The sequence below is a fragment of the Paraclostridium sordellii genome (genome assembly GCF_000953675.1).
Classification (GTDB): Bacteria; Bacillota; Clostridia; order Peptostreptococcales; family Peptostreptococcaceae; genus Paraclostridium; species Paraclostridium sordellii.
On sequence record NZ_LN679998.1, the window covers coordinates 3246508 to 3264385 of the forward strand.

Here is a 17878-nt window from a genome sequence, read left to right on the forward strand (position 1 = left end):
ATGTCTTTTTTGTAATTTTTATAAATAATATCATTTACTTGTGGTACGGTTCTCCGTACCGTACCCTACGGAGCGTGTTTTTATCTACTTTTATTCTAAATCTTCTTTTCTCCATCTATTAATCACGTCTGTAAAATCAATATTATTCCATTCTTTTTTCCATTCACAGTGAAATGCTATACTTTCTGACTCAGGTTCTGGGTTTGGCTTCTCTAGCTTAACTATAGAAGGTAATGGAACAGAATCACCTACTATTAAACACTCTCCACAAGATAAAGTAGGTAGTACGTCAGCTATTGAACTTGTATTATTAGGAAGTAAATGTTTTATATAACTTTGATCATTTACATTAGTTAATCTCAATACTGCAAAGTTATTACATTGAGAAAATATTGTATCTGATACTTCAGATGGACGTTGACTTACGACCATTAAGCTTAAACCATATTTTCTACCCTCTTTTGCAATACGTTCAATAGACTTTTTAGAAGCTTTATATTCACTTCCACCCTGCTTAGGTATATAGTTATGTGCTTCTTCATATACAATCATAAAAGGAATATCATTCTTCTTTCCAATAGAATGCATTAGTTTTGAATAATGAAATGTAAAATCGAATACCAATCTAGATATTAAACTAATTGTTATACTTAATACCTCAAACGGTATCCCACTTAAATCTATTATAGTAACATTAGATTTATCAATATATCCTAAAAATTGTTTTAGAATATCTTCAAAGTCATTCGACTTATATAGTTCTTTTGCTTCTCTATTTTTATATGGTTTAAGTAAAAATTCTAATCTTTTATCATTCAACTTAGTATCTAACCTAGATATAAATCTTTCAAATTCTCCATTAAATGGTCCGTTAGATGCTTTTGCGTCTTTTGCTGTACTTGTAGGACAAAAATTCTTTTTATTCTTAAAATATTCATTTCTATCCATTATTAGAGATCCACAATCTAATTTTGGTAATTGTTGTTCTCCTGCTTTTTTATTTATTACTTCATTATTTATGTTATATATGTAGTTATATACCTCAATAATATCAAAAAATATAGGTGTATCATATGTTATCTTTGATTCATCTAAATCTGGATTATGTTTTATCTTATTCATTATTACCGCATTCTTAAACTGAGATATTTGATTATGAGAATTATTTTCTCCACTTTCTATAAAAATTGACTCTAATTCTTCTGAATTCATTAACCAGTATGGTAATTTTAATGTATCTACACTAAGTACATTAAGATTAAAATCTTGGTCATCATATAACCTAAATGCCTTTTGGTATTCATCATGAATATCAAATATTATAATATGTGCATTTTTTTGATTCAATTTATGTATATTACTATTATTATTAATACCTACAGCATCCTGTAATATTTTAGCTACTGTACATGATTTCCCAGAACCTGTTGACCCGACAATCCCAATATGTTTACCAAAAAATTTATTACCATCTATATACATCTTTATATCTCTATTTTGACTTAATACCCCAAATTCAAAAGAAAATTGTTCATTCTCACAAAAAATTTGCTTTAATTCTTCATCCTTTATCAAATACACTTCTTCAGTAGGAGATGGTAGTCTAAGTCCACCCTGAAAAAATTCATTATTATCATTTATACATCCTATTGGCTGTAATTGTATTATATATTTAACCTCTGTATCACTTATCTGAGATAACTTAATATTTTGAATTGAACCTATTACAAAATTGCTATTCCCTTCTTTTACTTTTAAAAACTTGCCTATTTGTAAAACTTCTTTATTCTGTTCTAATGTATTATTGTCATCTATTATTAGATTAATATAACTTGGTGTACTTTCAATAACTCTTCCTATTATATTTTCATTTGACATAATTATATCCCCCTATAGTTAATTATTCTCAAGACTATCACTTAGCTTAAGTAAATATCTTAGTTCATTAAAATTTCTTATCGTTAATTGTTCCAGTTCTACATCCTGAGTATCTAAATCTTCATATTTTTTTTCGCTAATTATAAATAAAATATTAGGTTTAAATGTATTAATAGTATCTACTATATCATCACTGTATCCAGTAAATCTTATTGAAAATTCTTTCCAATCTGATTGCCCGTTTCTTCTTTGTATCTTTTTAGGTTCTCTCATCAGTGCATCCTTAAAAAATCGTTTACCTCGCATTCCATTTTCATATGATATATTTCTTCTATATAATCTTTCTTCTAGGTTATATATGTCTATCTCTAACTTAGTCAGTCCATCTAAACAAAACATTGGTGTTTCATGTAGTTCTATTTTGTAATTATACTTTAAATTATAATCATTTATAAATGTTATTAACTCTTCATCAAAATCTTCAATAGATTCTGCATCTAGTATAAAATTTACCACTTTGCTATTGTTTTTTAGTCTCGAATTTATCTGCATTCTTCTTTTATCCATAATCTTTTTATAAGATTTTAATTCTAATGTCCATCTAGTTATTGCTGTTCTTTTTTTGTGTTTTAAATTTTTTATAAAATCGGACTTCTTTATAACTCTATCTTCTTCACTATGTAATACACTTAAGTCTGCTATTTGTTGTATAGAATTAGGATAAAATAAATCTTCTATGTCTTGACCCGACAAGTCAGAACTTTCTAATTCATTTTTAGCTTTTTCGCATATATCTTCAAAACTCTCACCTAATACTAACTCAAATTTCTCTATAAATGATTCCATTCTTATGATTGGCTCCAATTCAGATAAATTTTCTATGTAATATGATGCAATCGTATCTTTTTCAGCTTTAGTGTTACTATCTTTTGTTATTAAATTTTGTATATTAGTACATTTCGGTACAATGATTTTAGAAATATACTTTGCTATATATTCTTTATTCTCTGTTTTAAATATAGATTTTAATTCGTCTATAGTAAGTTCTACTTTTCTACATTCTTCATCAGAAAAATATGCATATAAAGTATATTTAATATTTTCATTTTGATTTTCACAATAATGTACCATCATTTGTAATATTGGTTTGTATAAATCTGATAGTGTATATTTTCCTTTAGTTTCATGGTATTTACACTGTATTGCATTGATTAGTCCATTTGAATTTACATCAATATCTTCAATAATACCTTCAACTGTTATTTCATCATTATCTTCGCTCTCTAAAATTTTTAATAAGGTTAAATTAAATTGATATAAAAAACCCTTTATTGTATAATCTGCTGTTCTCCCCATTTAACTCCTCCATAGTATAATTACGATTTAGTTATAAGCTTAGATATATATTATATAATATTATTATATAATATTGTAATGTAATCCCATTTTTTTCATTTTATTAGTATAAAATATTTTATATAAAAAAGATGTTAATTTCAAATTAACATCTTTTTTTATATTTCAATGGTGAATACAGTTCACCATATGCATACTTGCTATTAAATTTAAGTTAAAGATACTGTTTTTGTTAAAAATCTCGCTCCCTTACTTGTGGTACGGTTCATTGTTATTTATTCTAAAAGATCTATAAACCTGTTCTAAAAGAATTAACTTCATAAGTTGATGAGGGAAAGTCATCTTAGAAAAAGATAATTTATAATCCGCTCTTTTTAAAACCTCATCCGCCAAACCTAAAGATCCTCCTATAATAAAAGTTATATGACTAATACCTCTAACAGCTAGCTTACTTATAGTATCTGCTAATTCTTCTGATGATAAGTTTTTACCATCAATAGCTAAAGCTATAACATAGCTATTATTTTTTATTTTTGATAATATTTTTTGTCCCTCTTTATTTTTTACAATCTCCATGTCCTTATCACTTAAATTCTCTGGGCATTTTTCATCGTCTAATTCTATCATATCTAGTTTACAGTACTTAGATAACCTCTTACTAAATTCTTCTATACCTAATTTTAGATATTTTTCTTTAAGCTTTCCAACGCTTATTATAGTTATATTCATAAATATCTCCAATCTTACAATCTATATATATCTGATGGCTCATCTCTTAAAAGCACATCTAACTTTAAATCTTGTCCAACTATCATATCATTTTGAAGTAATATCCCTTTTGAAGTTTCATATGCTAATTCAGGAAAGTTATTTTCTTTACTCAAATGTGCAAGTAATATAGATTCTGTTCCTTGATTAACTAAATCAACACAAAACTTAGCTGCTTCTTCATTTGATAAATGTCCTGTCTCTGACATTACTCTCTTCTTTAATGCGTATGGATAGGATCCCATCATTAACATATTTGGATCAAAATTTGACTCTAAAACTACTAATTTTGATTTATATAAATGTTTCTTTATGTTTTCTGTTATACAACCTATATCTGTTGCTATAGAAATTTTCTCTTGTTTATTATTATAAAAATTAAATCCTACTGAATCTGCTGAGTCATGTGATGTTGAAAAAGGTCTTACTATTAAATCATCTAGTGCATAAGTTTTATCATTTTCAAAAACCTTCATATTTTTATCTTGAATTTCTCCAAGCTTGTCCTTCATAGCACACCATGTTTTCACATTAGCAAATATAGGTAGATCAAATTTTCTAGATAAAATTCCAGCTCCTTTTATATGATCTGAATGTTCATGCGTTATAAAAATCCCTTTTAATGTACTTGCATCTATATCTAAATCCTTTAAATTGGTTGTAATCTTTTTACCACTAAGACCTGCATCAACTAAAATCTTAGTGTTCTTGCATCCAATATAATGGCAATTCCCGCTACTTCCACTTCCAATAGAACTATATTCTAGCATTCATTCACCTCTCTCTGTTGACAATCATAGATTATATTATACCAAAAAATTATAGCCTTAAAAAATTTTTTAAGGCTATAATCTAAAATTACTTATTTTTTCCTATTATCTTTTCTATATCGACTCCGTTTTTTTTCCATAATTCTACAAATTGAGTCCCATTTACATTTTTAAACTTATATGTTTTGTAGTAATCCTTTAAAACATCAAAAAATACCTTATCTCCAACTTCTTCTCTTATTTTATGAAATAGTACAGCTCCTCTAGTATATACATTTAAACTATATTCTGTTGAATTTTTATATTGGCTACTAGGTTTAAAGATATTTTCATCTGAATACGATCTACTTTGAGCTTCCATATTTTCAATCAATCTATCCAAGTACTCTTTTCCATACCTTTTTTCAAAATACAATATAGTAGAGTATTCCGTCAATGCTTCATCTATCCAAGGTTCATTAACTTCATCATTTCCAACTGTTCCATACCACCATTGATGTGCAGTTTCATGAGCTATCACATATTCTAATAAAAACTTGTTTTTGTTTGTATATAAATTTTTATCAATCATAGATATCATAGGATATTCCATTCCTCCTATATAAAAATCACTAGCTATTACTGAATATTTATTATATGGATATTCTCCAAATAGCTCACTAAATATTTCTATAGAATCTTTTGCAATTTTAGTACTTATCTCTGAAAATTCTGGGTTTAAATTGTATGTAGTTATTTCTATATCTTTTAATTTATCCTTTTTAACCTTAAATTTATCACTTAGAATTAAAGCAAAATCTCTCACACTTTTTGCTTCAATATCGTATAATGATTTTTTATTATCTGTCTTGGTTTCTACTATATTACCTGTACTTCCTACTATGTATTTTGCTGGCACTAAAATTTTGACCTTAAAGTCATTTATATCACTATAAAATGGATCACCTATAGTTTCATAGCTTTTTGTATTCCATCCCTTTTTATCATATACACATGCTATAGGGAACCAATTTGTTATATTTATAGTATCCTGACCATACCCAAATCTACCACAGGAGTTTGGTAATTTTATATTAAATTTCATATCTATGTAAATTGAATCATTTTTATCTAATGGTTTATCTAATTTTAATTCTAATATATCATTTTTTTCTCCTTGAATCTCATAATTTACTTTCTTTCCTTCAATTATTATATTTTCAATACTTATGTATCCCTCGTTAAACCCATTGGGGTACGCTTGATTCATCTGAGTTTTTTCAAATGGTGCAAATTCTTCCTTTGAAAAAGCATTTGGATATATATGAAAATATAAACTTCTTAACTTTGAGTTTGTATTATTGACATATTCTATATTTTGGTTGCATTTTAATCTTTTTACCTCATCTTCTAAAATCACCTCTATATTATATTTATTAAGTTTTTTATTACTTTCATTTAATACAGATTTATCAGGTGTTTTTCGCAAAAAAATTAGACCTGAAAAGAATATTATAAATATAAATGAAAATATTATAATAATACGATTTTTTTTACTAAAATCAATAATCAATTAAATTCCTCCTCTTTTATTTAAATGAACTGCTTTAATTTTTTCCAAAATAAATTTGTGATAGATTTTATGATATAATCAATTTGAGGTGATGAAATGTTTTTTAAAGAAGTCAATGAAATAGATTTAGGTCAAACTACTATTGATAACATATTTATAGATATATTTATGCCTATGGCTAATGGATTATACGTACAAGTTTATTTACTAGGCTATAGATATGCCTGTGATACGACTTCTAATCCTAATTTTGATAATAATTCTATTGCTAAAAACTTAAATATACCATTATCTGATGTATTGTCTGCCTGGGATTTTTGGGAAGAAAAACAACTTATAAAAAAACATAAAGATGAAGGAAATAATGATTTTAGTTTTTCGATAGAATTTTTAGATTTGAAAAAAATATATATGGAAAACATATTAAATACAAATCAATCTATACAATCAGACGTTAACAACATTGTTTCAGCAGGTGAAAATCCTCAAATTAGAAAAATGTTTAATTCAATAAATCAAGTAGTAGGAAGATATCTACAACCAAGTGAAAAAATATCAATCCTAGATATGATGGATAAATATAATATGAGTACAGATATGATTTTATGTGCTTATGAACACGTTAAGGAAAAGACAGGAACTTCTAAGCCGGTTAGCTACATAGAAGGTATTATAAGAAATTGGTATGATGCAAGCTTATATACCCCTGAAGAAGTAGAAAATAGCTTTTTAGAAAGAAGTAAAAGATTTATGATGTACAAAACTGTATTTAATGAGCTTGGATTTTCTAGACAACCTACTAGAGCAGAAAAAGAAGTTATGGATAATTGGTTTGATAAATACAAATTTGATATAGAACTTATTTTAGAAGCTTGCTCTAAATCTAAAAATATTTCAAATCCTTCAATATCTTATATTAATGGTATTGTTAAGAGTTGGAACGAAAAAAATATCAAAACATTAGAAGATCTAGCAGCATCTGAGGAAGAATTTAAACGTAAATCTGAAACGAAGAAGTCTAATTCTAGTACAAGTAAAGGTAATAGCCAAAAAGTAAAAACTAGATTCCACAATATAAATCAAACTTTCAATAAGTATAGTTCAGATGAATTAGAAAAAATACTTCAAGAAAGTCAAAAGGGAAAATTTAAATAATATATTTTAGGTAGGTGATTAGATGAAAGAAATAACACTTAGAGATATACTTACTTCATATGAAAGAAAAAGAGAACAATCAGAATGTGAACTAGAGGAAAGAAAAAAGAAAGTCTATTCTAGAATACCTGAAATAAAAGAAATAGATGATGAAATAGGATCTATAGGTTTAAAACTTGCTAAATTAGTTCTTTTAAATCCAAGTGATAAAGATAAAATATTAGAAGAAACAAAAACAAGAATGAATGACTTAAAATTCAAAAAAGAAATGATTTTAGCAGACAATAAAGTTCCTAAAGGTTATTTAAATCTTAAGTTTGATTGTGTCTTATGTAAAGATACAGGTTTTTTATCAAATGGACATAAGTGCAATTGTTTAAAGCAAAAAATAGTTAATGAAGCTTATAATATGTCTAATTTATCTAGAGTTCTCCATAATCAAAACTTTTCCACTTTTGATGCATCTATCTTTTCTCAAGAAAGAGATGAGTCAGCAGGAATGTCTCCTCAAGAAAATATACTTGAAATATTATCTATATGTGAGGGATTTGTTATGAACTTTGATAAAGATAATGGTGAAAATATGCTTTTCTATGGTGATACTGGTTTAGGTAAAAGTTTTATGTGCAACTGTGTAGCAAAAGAACTTTTAGATAAAGGTTATTTAGTAATATATCAAACTGCATTTAAAATGTTTGAGATTATAGAAGATTATAAGTTTAAAAGTACACATGATCATATAACTAAGGATAACTACTCTAATTTATTTGATTGTGATTTATTAATAATAGATGATTTAGGTACGGAACTAACTAATTCTTTTACTAATAGTGAGTTGTTTAATATTCTTAATACTAGACTCTTGTCAGGAAAGAAAACTATAATATCTACTAATTTATCACCAATACAGTTAGGCGACATTTATGCAATTAGAATATTCTCTAGAATATTTGATAGGTTCAGAATGGTTAAATTTATAGGAAATGATTTAAGATGGGAACAAAAAATGACTAAGTAGAAAATCTACGTATTTTCTATCTTAGTCATTTTTTAATTTTATCTATATTTAATTTTACCATCTCTGATTTCAATACAAACATCTGCCATTTTAGCAATTTCATTATTATGAGTTATCATAACTAAAGTTTGTCCAAATTCTTCAACACAACTGTTTAACAAATTCATAACTTCATCTGTAGTTTTACTATCTAAATTTCCTGTTGGTTCATCTGCAAAGATTATTTTAGGTTTATTAGCTAAAGCTCTTGCAATAGCAACCCTTTGCTGTTGACCACCACTCAATTCATTTGGAAATTTATTAATTTTATCTTTAAGTCCTAACTTATCAATTATATTATCTATATGTTCTTTATCTACTTTTTTATCATCTATTGATATTGGAAGTATTATATTTTCATATACATTTATAACTGGTATTAAGTTAAAACTTTGAAATATAAACCCAAACTCTTCACTTCTTAATTTTGATAAGCTATTATCATTTAAAATTGAAATATCTTCTCCTTCTAAAAGAACTTTTCCTGATGATATATTATCTAATCCCGCAATACAGTTTAAAAGGGTACTTTTACCACTTCCACTAGGACCTATTATAGCCGTAAATTTGCCTTTTTCTATAGATAAATTTATATCTTTTAATGCTTGTACTTTATTCTCACCTCTTCCATAAATTTTATTTAAACTTATTATATCTAACATGTTCGTCACAAAATCCCCACCTTTATTCATTTGTATTTAAACCTTCTACTATACTCATTTTTTCTATTTTCTCTTTACATAAAAACACTGCTATTAAGCATATAATTATAGATACTATTAAAAACTCAAAGCTCTCAAATATAGGTAATACAAACTTAATATCTTCCTTAGCTCCAAATACTTGTCTCCTTGCCAAGTTATCAAGTTTATTAAATTCATAAAGACTATGACTTGCAAATACGCTAGCAACTATAGATGCAAAGACTGCATACATTATATTTTCTTTTATAATCATATTTTTAAGTTTTTTAGTACTCATTCCTATCGCTCTTAATGTTGAAAGTTCTTTCATTCTAGTCATTATATTCGCCTTTATTATGCATAGCATATTTATAGAAGATATTAAGAGCATTAACCCTACAATTACCAATGTTTCTTTTGTATTTTTTTCAGTTTGTTTAATATAAAAGTTTTTGTAATTATATTTACTCTCTACTTTTGAAAATGGATTTTTACTTATAATTTTAGATATTTCATTTTCAACCTTTTTATCGCTACCTTTTTCAATTTGTATATTTATTTTATTGTAATCATTCTTTCCACTTATATTTTTAAAGTCTTCTTCATTTAATACGACTTTTATTCCACCAGGAAGACCACCTTCTTGTAAAACATAATCTCCATTTAAAATACCAGCAACTTCTACTTTTTCATTTTTATACTCTAATTTATTATTTTTTATAGTAGGAATTTTTATATCTATTAAATCTCCTATTTTCATATCATTAAGCAACTTTGTATTAGGAGAATGCTCTTGAATAGAATAAAAATAATTTGTTACTAAAGCTTTTGGGTATTTTCCCTTACTTTTATTATTTATGTTTTCTCCATTTTCAATATACTTATCTAAATTTTTCAAGCTATTGTTACTATGTCCTTCAATTTCTAGAGATTCTTCTAATTTTTTACTTTCATCACTTATCCCATTTGAACTTTTATATTTTGTGGTTAAGTCTTTCGAATTTACTAGGAAGTATCCATTTAACGCCATAATTGGATTTACATTTTTTACTCCTTTTATTCTTGAAATTTTTTCTATTTCATCTTTGCTATATTTTATAAAATCTGAGTTAGTATTATTGTAATTGTTAAATACCTTTATATCGTTATTACCCATCATCATAACAGGCATTTGGTTATTATTCGAAGTTCTATCTTCACTGTTTTTTAAACCCATTGTATTTATAAAAAGCATCCCTCCTAAACTTATAGATATAATACATAATATTGTCCTTACTTTATTTCTCCATAAGTTTTTATAAGCCATCTCTCCTGTGAATCCAAATATTTTTCTTATTAATTTATAATAAAATCTATTTTTTTGTCTTTTATTAACTTTATCACTGCTTCTAATGGCATCTATTGGTGATATTTTTCCGCTTTTATATATTGGAACTAGGCTAGATATTAATACAGCTATAATAGCCATTATCATAGGTTCTAATATACTTACTTTACTTATATAGAGGTGTACAAATTTTTTATAGATAACATAAAAACCTAAATAAGATGATACAACTCCTAACAAGAATCCAAGTAAAAGCCCTAATATTAAAACTACAACACTTTCTATGAGTATCATAAGTCTTACTTTACTTTTAGATAGACCTATTGCTCTTAAAATTCCTATTTGTTTTGTAATATCTATAAGAACAATACTGAATATATTGGATATAACTAGCGTTGCCGCTAACATAGGGTATAGTTTTTGTCTTAGTATATATAAAGTTGTCTTTGACTCTTTATACTCATTTAATGCATCTGTTAATCCCACATTTACTCTAAACCTAAAATCATCTAACCCATACTTATTTATCATTTCATAAACTTTACCAAAGTCAGGTTTTGATGTATTTAAATATAAAACACCATTATGAGTAACTAAATTATTTGGTAAAATAGCTTCATTAGAATTATCTTTTGTAAAAGCTTTTACTCCATGGTCTTCACCTCTTGATTCGTTATAAAATTCATATGGCTTTTTAACTATACCAACTAATTTAAATTTTTTATCTTTACTAAATATTTGATTTTCATTATTTTTATCTACATAGTATTTTACAATTTTAAAATCAATTTCTTGATTTAAATCATCATTCAAGTTCATTTCTTTTAATGCTTTTTCTTCCAGTACTATTTCATTTGTATTTTTAGGTCCATTTCCTTTTATTAATTCATATCCATAAGAATCTAAAAAATCTTTACTATAAGAATTTAATTGTAATGATGTTCCATTTTTTCCTACAATTTTACCTAAGCCTAATACATCATTAATTTCAGTTACTTCTTTATCTTTTTTTAACTTATCAACTGTATCATTTTCTAAATTACTGTATTCAACATGATAGTCACTAAAGTTTTTATATGCTTGTTCAATTTCAAATTTATTTTGTGTTTCTGGTATAACATTTAATGCAAAAACTAATATTACTGCTAGTGCTATACTTGTTATTAGTGCTATCGTTCTTCCTTTTTGCTCTTTCATATAAGCAATTGCTAACTTAAAACTAATTTTCAAAATATCCCCACCTTTTTATAATTACACCCTTTACATAACTCTGCTTTAATAATTTCTTATAAAAACTCGCTTTGCTCATGTCTCCAACGCCCTTGAAAAATAGGTGTGTTGCTTAAGTTTATAGGTTTAAAATTATATTTATCCACATTTTAGGATTAAATATAATTTTCTATGAATTAAAAAAGCAAGGTGTTATCTTTTGTATTTAAAAGATAACACCTTGCTTTTTTTGCTTCAATATTTATGGTACAACTGGTTCTTTTTCATCCTCAACTGTCATGTTTTTATTTATTGGTATATAAATTTGTAATAAAAATTCACTTTCAAAATTTTCTATTTCTAATTCTCCATCATATTTTTTCAATGATGACTTAACACTTTTTAGGCCTATTCCATGAATGAATTTATCTTTTTTACTAGTTATTATTTTATTGTTTTTTATTTTTACTTTATTCATTTTAGAGTTTTCACATCGTATAACATAGTATGATTTTACTACTGTTCCCCTTATTTTTATATATCTTTCATTATTATTTACCTTGTTACATGCTTCTATAGCATTATCTAATATATTCGAAAATATGCTACATACATCTGTCATTTCTATAAAACTACATTTTGAAAAATTGATATCACAAAATAAATCTATATTATTTTTATTACAAGTAGCCTGTTTTTCATTTAATATAATGTCTAATATCATATTTCCTGTATTGTATATTTCTTTAAATCCATCTATGTTTTTTCTAATACTATCTATATATTTGTTTATATCTCCTTTATCAGAACTCATACTTTTTATGCATAGCATGTGATTGTTCATATCATGATAAAGTCTTTTTACTCTGTCTTGAGATTCTTGTAGATTTAAGTAGTAATTATATTGTATATCTACTTTTTCTTTTAATAAATTTTCTTCACTTTTTTCTTTAATATCTTTAATGATTTTAAAAACCACCATTAAAAGTAAAATACTACTCATAAAAGATAGTTTAGGTGTTATATTTATATTAAATAAATCAAGTCGATTATCATAGTAATCAACTCTAAGTGTATATGTCAATATAGGTAAGCTATTCATAAATGCTACTGCAAAATTGCTTAATATACATCCTATTATAAGTATTATATTTACTTTTTCTTTATCAGTATTTTTAATTACTTTTATTATATTAATAAAACTTATGTTTACAAAAACCATTATTAAGTTATTCGCTGTAAATATAATATCTACATCTTTTTCTAATATATCATTTCCATACAAAGAGTGTCCTGTTACAAAAATTGATACTATTGTTAATACTAAATCATCAATAATATAATACGATATAGTATAAATAAAATAAGATGATATGACCTTAAAATTACTCATTTGATAATTTAGCTTTATAAATAAAATAAATGATACCCATTTTAAGTTACTAATAAAACCATAATACTCAACTGCTCTATTAAATATAACTATAGAATCTAATATTGCAATTGATAAAAATAAAATATCCAAGTATTTTTTTTTATACTTTCTTTCTTCTAGAGAATCTAAAATTTTTATAAAAATAAAATATTGTAAAAATGTTGATATGCCTATAGCTACCCTTGATATAAAATCAAATTCTAACATAATTTTTCTCCTAATGAACTTAAAAATCTACTTTTAAAATCTTTAAATCTATGTCTACTTACCAATACTTCTTCTTTATTTTCAAGTATAGCTACATATTGTTTTATATTTTCTACATAATCTATATTTACTAGAAAACTTTTATGACATCTATAAAAATTATGGTTTTGTAATTCTTCTTCTATTTTATCCATAGTCATTTTTGTTTCATAAACTTTATTTTCTGTATGTATACTCATATCTTTTCTTTGTATTTCAATGTATGTTATATCTGCCATGTTTATTTTATAAGTTTCACTTTTATTTTCAACTAATATAAACTTATTTTTTTTATTCATAACTTCATCTATGCAACTTAAAATATGTTTTTTTAATTCTTCATATTTTATAGGCTTTAATAAATAACGATAAGCCCTAACCTCATATCCTTCTTGTATATATTCAATAAGTGATGTTGTAAAAATTATTTCTGGTTTGTTTTTATCTATTTCTCTTATTTTTCTAGCAACATCCATCCCATTTATTTTCTCCATTTGAATATCTAATATAAATATATCTGTATCTTTAGGATAGTTATTTAATAATTCTTCTCCGCTTTTATATATTTTTAAATTGTACTCAATACTATTTTCTTCTAATATACCTTTAAGAAATTTCTCTAACGTTTTCTGATGTTGAATTTGATCTTCGCATAAAATTATTTCTATCATATTATCCCCTATATCTATATATCTTTTTATGTTCTTATAAAACTATTATACCTAATTTTTCCATAAACCTTAAGGTGTACTGTTTTTTCGCACAAAAAAAACTCCTGGATAACATCCAAGAGTTTTTAACTGGTGGGATTAACAGGGCTCGAACCTGTGACCCCCTGCTTGTAAGGCAGGTGCTCTCCCAGCTGAGCTATAATCCCAAATTAGCTGGTGACTCATAGGGGAATCGAACCCCTGTTACCGCCGTGAAAGGGCGGTGTCTTGACCGCTTGACCAATGAGCCATATTTTTTACATAAAAAAATGGTGATCCATCCGCGACTCGAACGCGGGACACCCTGATTAAAAGTCAGGTGCTCTACCGACTGAGCTAATGGATCATCTTTTTTGTGGAGCTAGTGATAGGAATCGAACCTACAACCTGCTGATTACAAGTCAGCTGCTCTACCGTTGAGCCACACTAGCATAGTGTATTTGGCGACCTGGAAGGGACTCGAACCCTCGACCTCCAGCGTGACAGGCTGGCATTCTAACCAGCTGAACTACCAGGCCGCATTATTGGTGGGATTAACAGGGCTCGAACCTGTGACCCCCTGCTTGTAAGGCAGGTGCTCTCCCAGCTGAGCTATAATCCCACAATTAGTTGGTGACTCATAGGGGAATCGAACCCCTGTTACCGCCGTGAAAGGGCGGTGTCTTGACCGCTTGACCAATGAGCCATAAATGGTGATCCATCCGCGACTCGAACGCGGGACACCCTGATTAAAAGTCAGGTGCTCTACCGACTGAGCTAATGGATCATTTTTGCTGAGATGTTGTTTCGACTTTTTTCGTCCGCCGCATCAACAAATACTATTATATTAGCTTTATTAACTTTCGTCAACACTTTTTATAATTTTTTTTTATTTTTTTAACTAATTTATCTAAATACCCTATTTTTCAATGGTTTAATCTAATATTGTATATGTATTTTTTGTTAAATTAATAAAAAAATATTATATTTTTTTATTAATTTTTTTATTTTAAATGTAAAATATTTTTTTGATATTTATTATATAATATAAATAAAATTATAAAAGGGGGACAATTTATGAACATTATAAGAAAAGAAAATTATACATTTACATTTTCAAATTCAAACAAACCAGTTTCATTTATAAAACCTGGAAATAATATTGTTTTCGAAACTCATGATTGCATGTGTAGTCAAATTTCTTGTGAAACTGATAATTTAGATGGAATAGATTTTGACAAGGTTAATCCAGCAACTGGACCTTTATACATAGAAGGTGCTATGCCTAATCAAACTCTGAAGGTAACTGTACAATCTATCGACTTAGATAATTATGGAGTTGCCATGACTGGTCCTGGAGTTGGAGTTCTTGGAGAAAAGTTAGATAAAATGACTCATAATATATTAAATATTAAAGAAAACTCAGCTATATTTAAAAATATAGAACTTCCTTTAAATAAAATGATTGGTGTTATAGGTGTAGCTCCAAATTCTGAACCTATAAATTGTGGAACCCCTGGAAGTCATGGTGGAAATATGGACTGTAAAGTTATAGGTGAAGGTTCTATTGTGTACCTCCCTATATATACACCTGGAGCTCTTCTTTCTGTTGGTGATGTACATGCAGTTATGGGAGATGGGGAAATTGGAGTAAGTGGAGCTGAAGTAGGTGCAAAGGTTGACCTTAAAGTAGACTTAATATCTAATTTTAAAATTAATAATCCTATAGTAGAAACTGATGATGCTTATTATACGATAGCATCTGCACAAACATTAGATGATGCCTATAAAATAGCAGTTGAAGATATGTTTGAAATTTTGCTTTCTAAATGTAGCTTAAATAAAAATGATTTAATCATGCTTATGAGCCTAACTTGCGATATTGAAGTTTGCCAAGTTGTAGATCCTCTGAAAACCATAAGATATAAAATAAAAAAGGAAATTCTAAAAAAACTTAATATAGATAAATTAATATAAATATAAAAAAATAGTTAATGCTTGGCATTAACTATTTTTTTATATTTTAAATTAGAATATATTCTTTCTTATTATAGTTTGAGCTCTGTTTGGTCCAACTGAAACCATATCAACACTAACTCCAACTAACTCTTCTATCTTAGCTATATATTTCTTAGCATTTTCAGGAAGATCTTCATATTTTTCTACATTTGTTAAATCATCTGACCAACCTTCTAATTCTTCATATATAGGCTCACATTTAGCTAAGTCTTCTAATGAAGCTGGGAACTCTTTTAATACTTTATCTCCCATTTTATAAGATGTACATATTTTAACTGTATCGAATCCACTTAAAACATCTAGTAACATTAAAGATATACTAGTTAATCCGTTTACTCTTGCTGCATATCTAACTATTACAGCATCAAACCAACCACATCTTCTAGCTCTACCAGTAGTTGTTCCAAATTCTCTACCTTGAGTTCTTATTTTGTCACCAGTCTCATCATTTAGCTCTGTAACAAAAGGACCTTCTCCAACTCTAGTTGTATAAGCTTTAACTATACCTACTACATCTTTTATCATATTTGGCCCAACACCTGCTCCTATAGAGAATCCTCCTGATGTTGGATGAGATGATGTTACGTATGGGTACGTACCTAAATCTAAATCTAGTAATGTACCTTGAGCTCCTTCAAATAATACTTTCTTTCCTGCTTTTATAGCATCATATACTATAACTGAAGTATCATCTACATAAGGTCTTATTTGTTCAGCATATCCTAAATATTCATTATATATAGCATCAAAATCAAAACCTTCTGCTCCATATATATTTTTAACTAATTTATTTTTATCTTCTATTTGAGCTTTTAGCTTTTTAGCAAATATATCTTTATCCATTAAGTCACATATTCTTATACCAGATCTCTCTGTTTTATCCATGTAACAAGGTCCTATTCCTTTTTTAGTTGTACCTATTTTATTGTCTCCTCTAGCTTCTTCAGCTAAAGCATCTAACTCTTTGTGATATGGGAATATAACATGCGCTCTATCACTTATTTTTATATTTTTAGTATTTATGTTATCTGCATTTAATTTAGCTAACTCTTCTAAAAATCCTTTTGGATCAAATACTATTCCGTTACCTATTACATTTATAGTTTCTGGATTTAAAACTCCTGATGGTATTAGGTGTAGTGCATATTTCTTTCCTTCAACAACTAATGTATGTCCTGCATTATTTCCACCTTGTCCTCTAACTACTACATCAGCTTGTGTAGCTAAATAGTCTATAACTTTACCTTTACCTTCGTCTCCCCATTGAGATCCTACTATAGCAACAGTTTTCATATTAATTCACCTCTATTTTATTATTCGAACACTTACTTTATTATTCTACCAAACATTCGCTTTATTTTCAAAACCTTTTTTATTCACTTATTTCGTTTAGTATGTATTTTTCAATTTTTTCTAAGCTTTCAAGAGACTTTATTTCATTTTCTCTAGAAACTATAAAGTTCTTAACTTTGTCTACATCATTTTCTTGCTTTATTAGAATATTATCTCCTGTCATTGTATTTGTAATGTATATATTTAAATTATTATTATCTTTTTTTCCAAATATAATTAATGTTTCTTTTATTTTATTATCTATAATTCTACAAATATTAATTTCTTTGTTTATAAACTTTATATTTGGATATATATATATTATATTTATCATTTTTTCTCCCCCGTTAAATAATAATTTATACTACTGAACTAAGAAAGCAAGCTTTTATAGCTTGCTTT

General features: G+C 26.8%; 14 protein-coding genes and 8 tRNA genes. 3 read left to right on the forward strand and 19 right to left on the reverse strand.

The features are described from left to right. Nucleotides 1-90: 90 nt before the first annotated feature. From ATCC9714_RS15715 to ATCC9714_RS15735, 5 genes are all read right to left on the reverse strand, one after another. Nucleotides 91-1878 carry an ATP-binding protein gene (locus tag ATCC9714_RS15715; RefSeq protein ID WP_057545819.1) on the reverse strand — a complete coding sequence of 596 codons (1788 nt, stop codon included), beginning with the start codon at nucleotides 1876-1878 and terminating at the stop codon, nucleotides 91-93. An 18-nt stretch (nucleotides 1879-1896) separates the two neighbouring features. After that, a complete protein-coding gene (locus ATCC9714_RS15720) occupies nucleotides 1897-3234 on the reverse strand; it encodes a hypothetical protein (RefSeq protein ID WP_057545818.1) in 1338 nt (445 codons plus the stop codon). Between the two features lie 249 nt (nucleotides 3235-3483). After that, complete coding sequence (gene rlmH, locus ATCC9714_RS15725; RefSeq protein WP_021127010.1) at nucleotides 3484-3963, reverse strand: 23S rRNA (pseudouridine(1915)-N(3))-methyltransferase RlmH; 480 nt, start codon at nucleotides 3961-3963, stop codon at nucleotides 3484-3486. Between the two features lie 14 nt (nucleotides 3964-3977). Next, nucleotides 3978-4772 (reverse strand): MBL fold metallo-hydrolase, encoded by a 795-nt coding sequence (locus ATCC9714_RS15730; protein WP_057545817.1) that lies wholly within the window; start codon nucleotides 4770-4772, stop codon nucleotides 3978-3980. Between the two features lie 88 nt (nucleotides 4773-4860). Continuing rightward, on the reverse strand, nucleotides 4861-6324 hold the full coding sequence (locus ATCC9714_RS15735) for a M1 family metallopeptidase (protein ID WP_057549798.1): 1464 nt from the start codon (nucleotides 6322-6324) through the stop codon (nucleotides 4861-4863). A gap of 96 nt (nucleotides 6325-6420) precedes the next feature. On the opposite strand from ATCC9714_RS15735, the gene ATCC9714_RS15740 reads away from it, so the two are divergent. Both ATCC9714_RS15740 and ATCC9714_RS15745 read left to right on the forward strand, forming a co-directional pair. Next, nucleotides 6421-7479, forward strand: a complete 1059-nt coding sequence (locus ATCC9714_RS15740; RefSeq protein ID WP_057539001.1) for a DnaD domain protein — start codon at nucleotides 6421-6423, stop codon at nucleotides 7477-7479. A 22-nt stretch (nucleotides 7480-7501) separates the two neighbouring features. After that, nucleotides 7502-8497 (forward strand): ATP-binding protein, encoded by a 996-nt coding sequence (locus ATCC9714_RS15745; RefSeq protein ID WP_057545815.1) that lies wholly within the window; start codon nucleotides 7502-7504, stop codon nucleotides 8495-8497. Between the two features lie 38 nt (nucleotides 8498-8535). Here ATCC9714_RS15745 and ATCC9714_RS15750 read toward each other — a convergent pair whose 3' ends face one another. The 12 genes from ATCC9714_RS15750 to ATCC9714_RS15805 all read right to left on the reverse strand — a co-directional run bounded on the left by ATCC9714_RS15750 (nucleotide 8536) and on the right by ATCC9714_RS15805 (nucleotide 14912). Next, nucleotides 8536-9198 (reverse strand): ABC transporter ATP-binding protein, encoded by a 663-nt coding sequence (locus tag ATCC9714_RS15750; RefSeq protein ID WP_151433251.1) that lies wholly within the window; start codon nucleotides 9196-9198, stop codon nucleotides 8536-8538. Nucleotides 9199-9220: 22 nt separating this feature from the next. Next, complete coding sequence (locus ATCC9714_RS15755) at nucleotides 9221-11776, reverse strand: ABC transporter permease (protein WP_057545813.1); 2556 nt, start codon at nucleotides 11774-11776, stop codon at nucleotides 9221-9223. Between the two features lie 241 nt (nucleotides 11777-12017). After that, complete coding sequence (locus tag ATCC9714_RS15760) at nucleotides 12018-13397, reverse strand: sensor histidine kinase (protein ID WP_057574402.1); 1380 nt, start codon at nucleotides 13395-13397, stop codon at nucleotides 12018-12020. Continuing rightward, nucleotides 13391-14107, reverse strand: coding sequence for a LytR/AlgR family response regulator transcription factor (locus ATCC9714_RS15765; RefSeq protein ID WP_057574404.1), 717 nt, complete (start codon nucleotides 14105-14107; stop codon nucleotides 13391-13393). Before ATCC9714_RS15765 ends, ATCC9714_RS15760 begins: the two co-directional genes overlap by 7 nt. Nucleotides 14108-14237: 130 nt before the next feature. Then, nucleotides 14238-14313, reverse strand: a tRNA-Val gene (locus ATCC9714_RS15770). An 8-nt stretch (nucleotides 14314-14321) separates the two neighbouring features. Next, a tRNA-Glu gene (locus ATCC9714_RS15775) sits at nucleotides 14322-14396 on the reverse strand. 20 nt (nucleotides 14397-14416) lie between these two features. Further along, nucleotides 14417-14492 (reverse strand) — tRNA-Lys (locus tag ATCC9714_RS15780). A gap of 10 nt (nucleotides 14493-14502) precedes the next feature. Continuing rightward, nucleotides 14503-14577, reverse strand: a tRNA-Thr gene (locus tag ATCC9714_RS15785). Between the two features lie 10 nt (nucleotides 14578-14587). Continuing rightward, nucleotides 14588-14664 (reverse strand) — tRNA-Asp (locus ATCC9714_RS15790). A gap of 7 nt (nucleotides 14665-14671) precedes the next feature. After that, a tRNA-Val gene (locus tag ATCC9714_RS15795) sits at nucleotides 14672-14747 on the reverse strand. A gap of 9 nt (nucleotides 14748-14756) precedes the next feature. Then, nucleotides 14757-14831 (reverse strand) — tRNA-Glu (locus tag ATCC9714_RS15800). Nucleotides 14832-14836: 5 nt separating this feature from the next. After that, a tRNA-Lys gene (locus ATCC9714_RS15805) sits at nucleotides 14837-14912 on the reverse strand. Between the two features lie 290 nt (nucleotides 14913-15202). On the opposite strand from ATCC9714_RS15805, the gene ATCC9714_RS15810 reads away from it, so the two are divergent. Then, nucleotides 15203-16102 (forward strand): acetamidase/formamidase family protein, encoded by a 900-nt coding sequence (locus ATCC9714_RS15810; protein ID WP_057545811.1) that lies wholly within the window; start codon nucleotides 15203-15205, stop codon nucleotides 16100-16102. 51 nt (nucleotides 16103-16153) lie between these two features. On the opposite strand, the gene ATCC9714_RS15815 is transcribed toward ATCC9714_RS15810, so the two are convergent. Further along, complete coding sequence (locus tag ATCC9714_RS15815) at nucleotides 16154-17437, reverse strand: adenylosuccinate synthase (protein WP_021127415.1); 1284 nt, start codon at nucleotides 17435-17437, stop codon at nucleotides 16154-16156. 79 nt (nucleotides 17438-17516) lie between these two features. Beyond that, nucleotides 17517-17810 (reverse strand): hypothetical protein, encoded by a 294-nt coding sequence (locus ATCC9714_RS15820; RefSeq protein WP_021127028.1) that lies wholly within the window; start codon nucleotides 17808-17810, stop codon nucleotides 17517-17519. Between the last annotated feature and the right edge of the window lie 68 nt (nucleotides 17811-17878).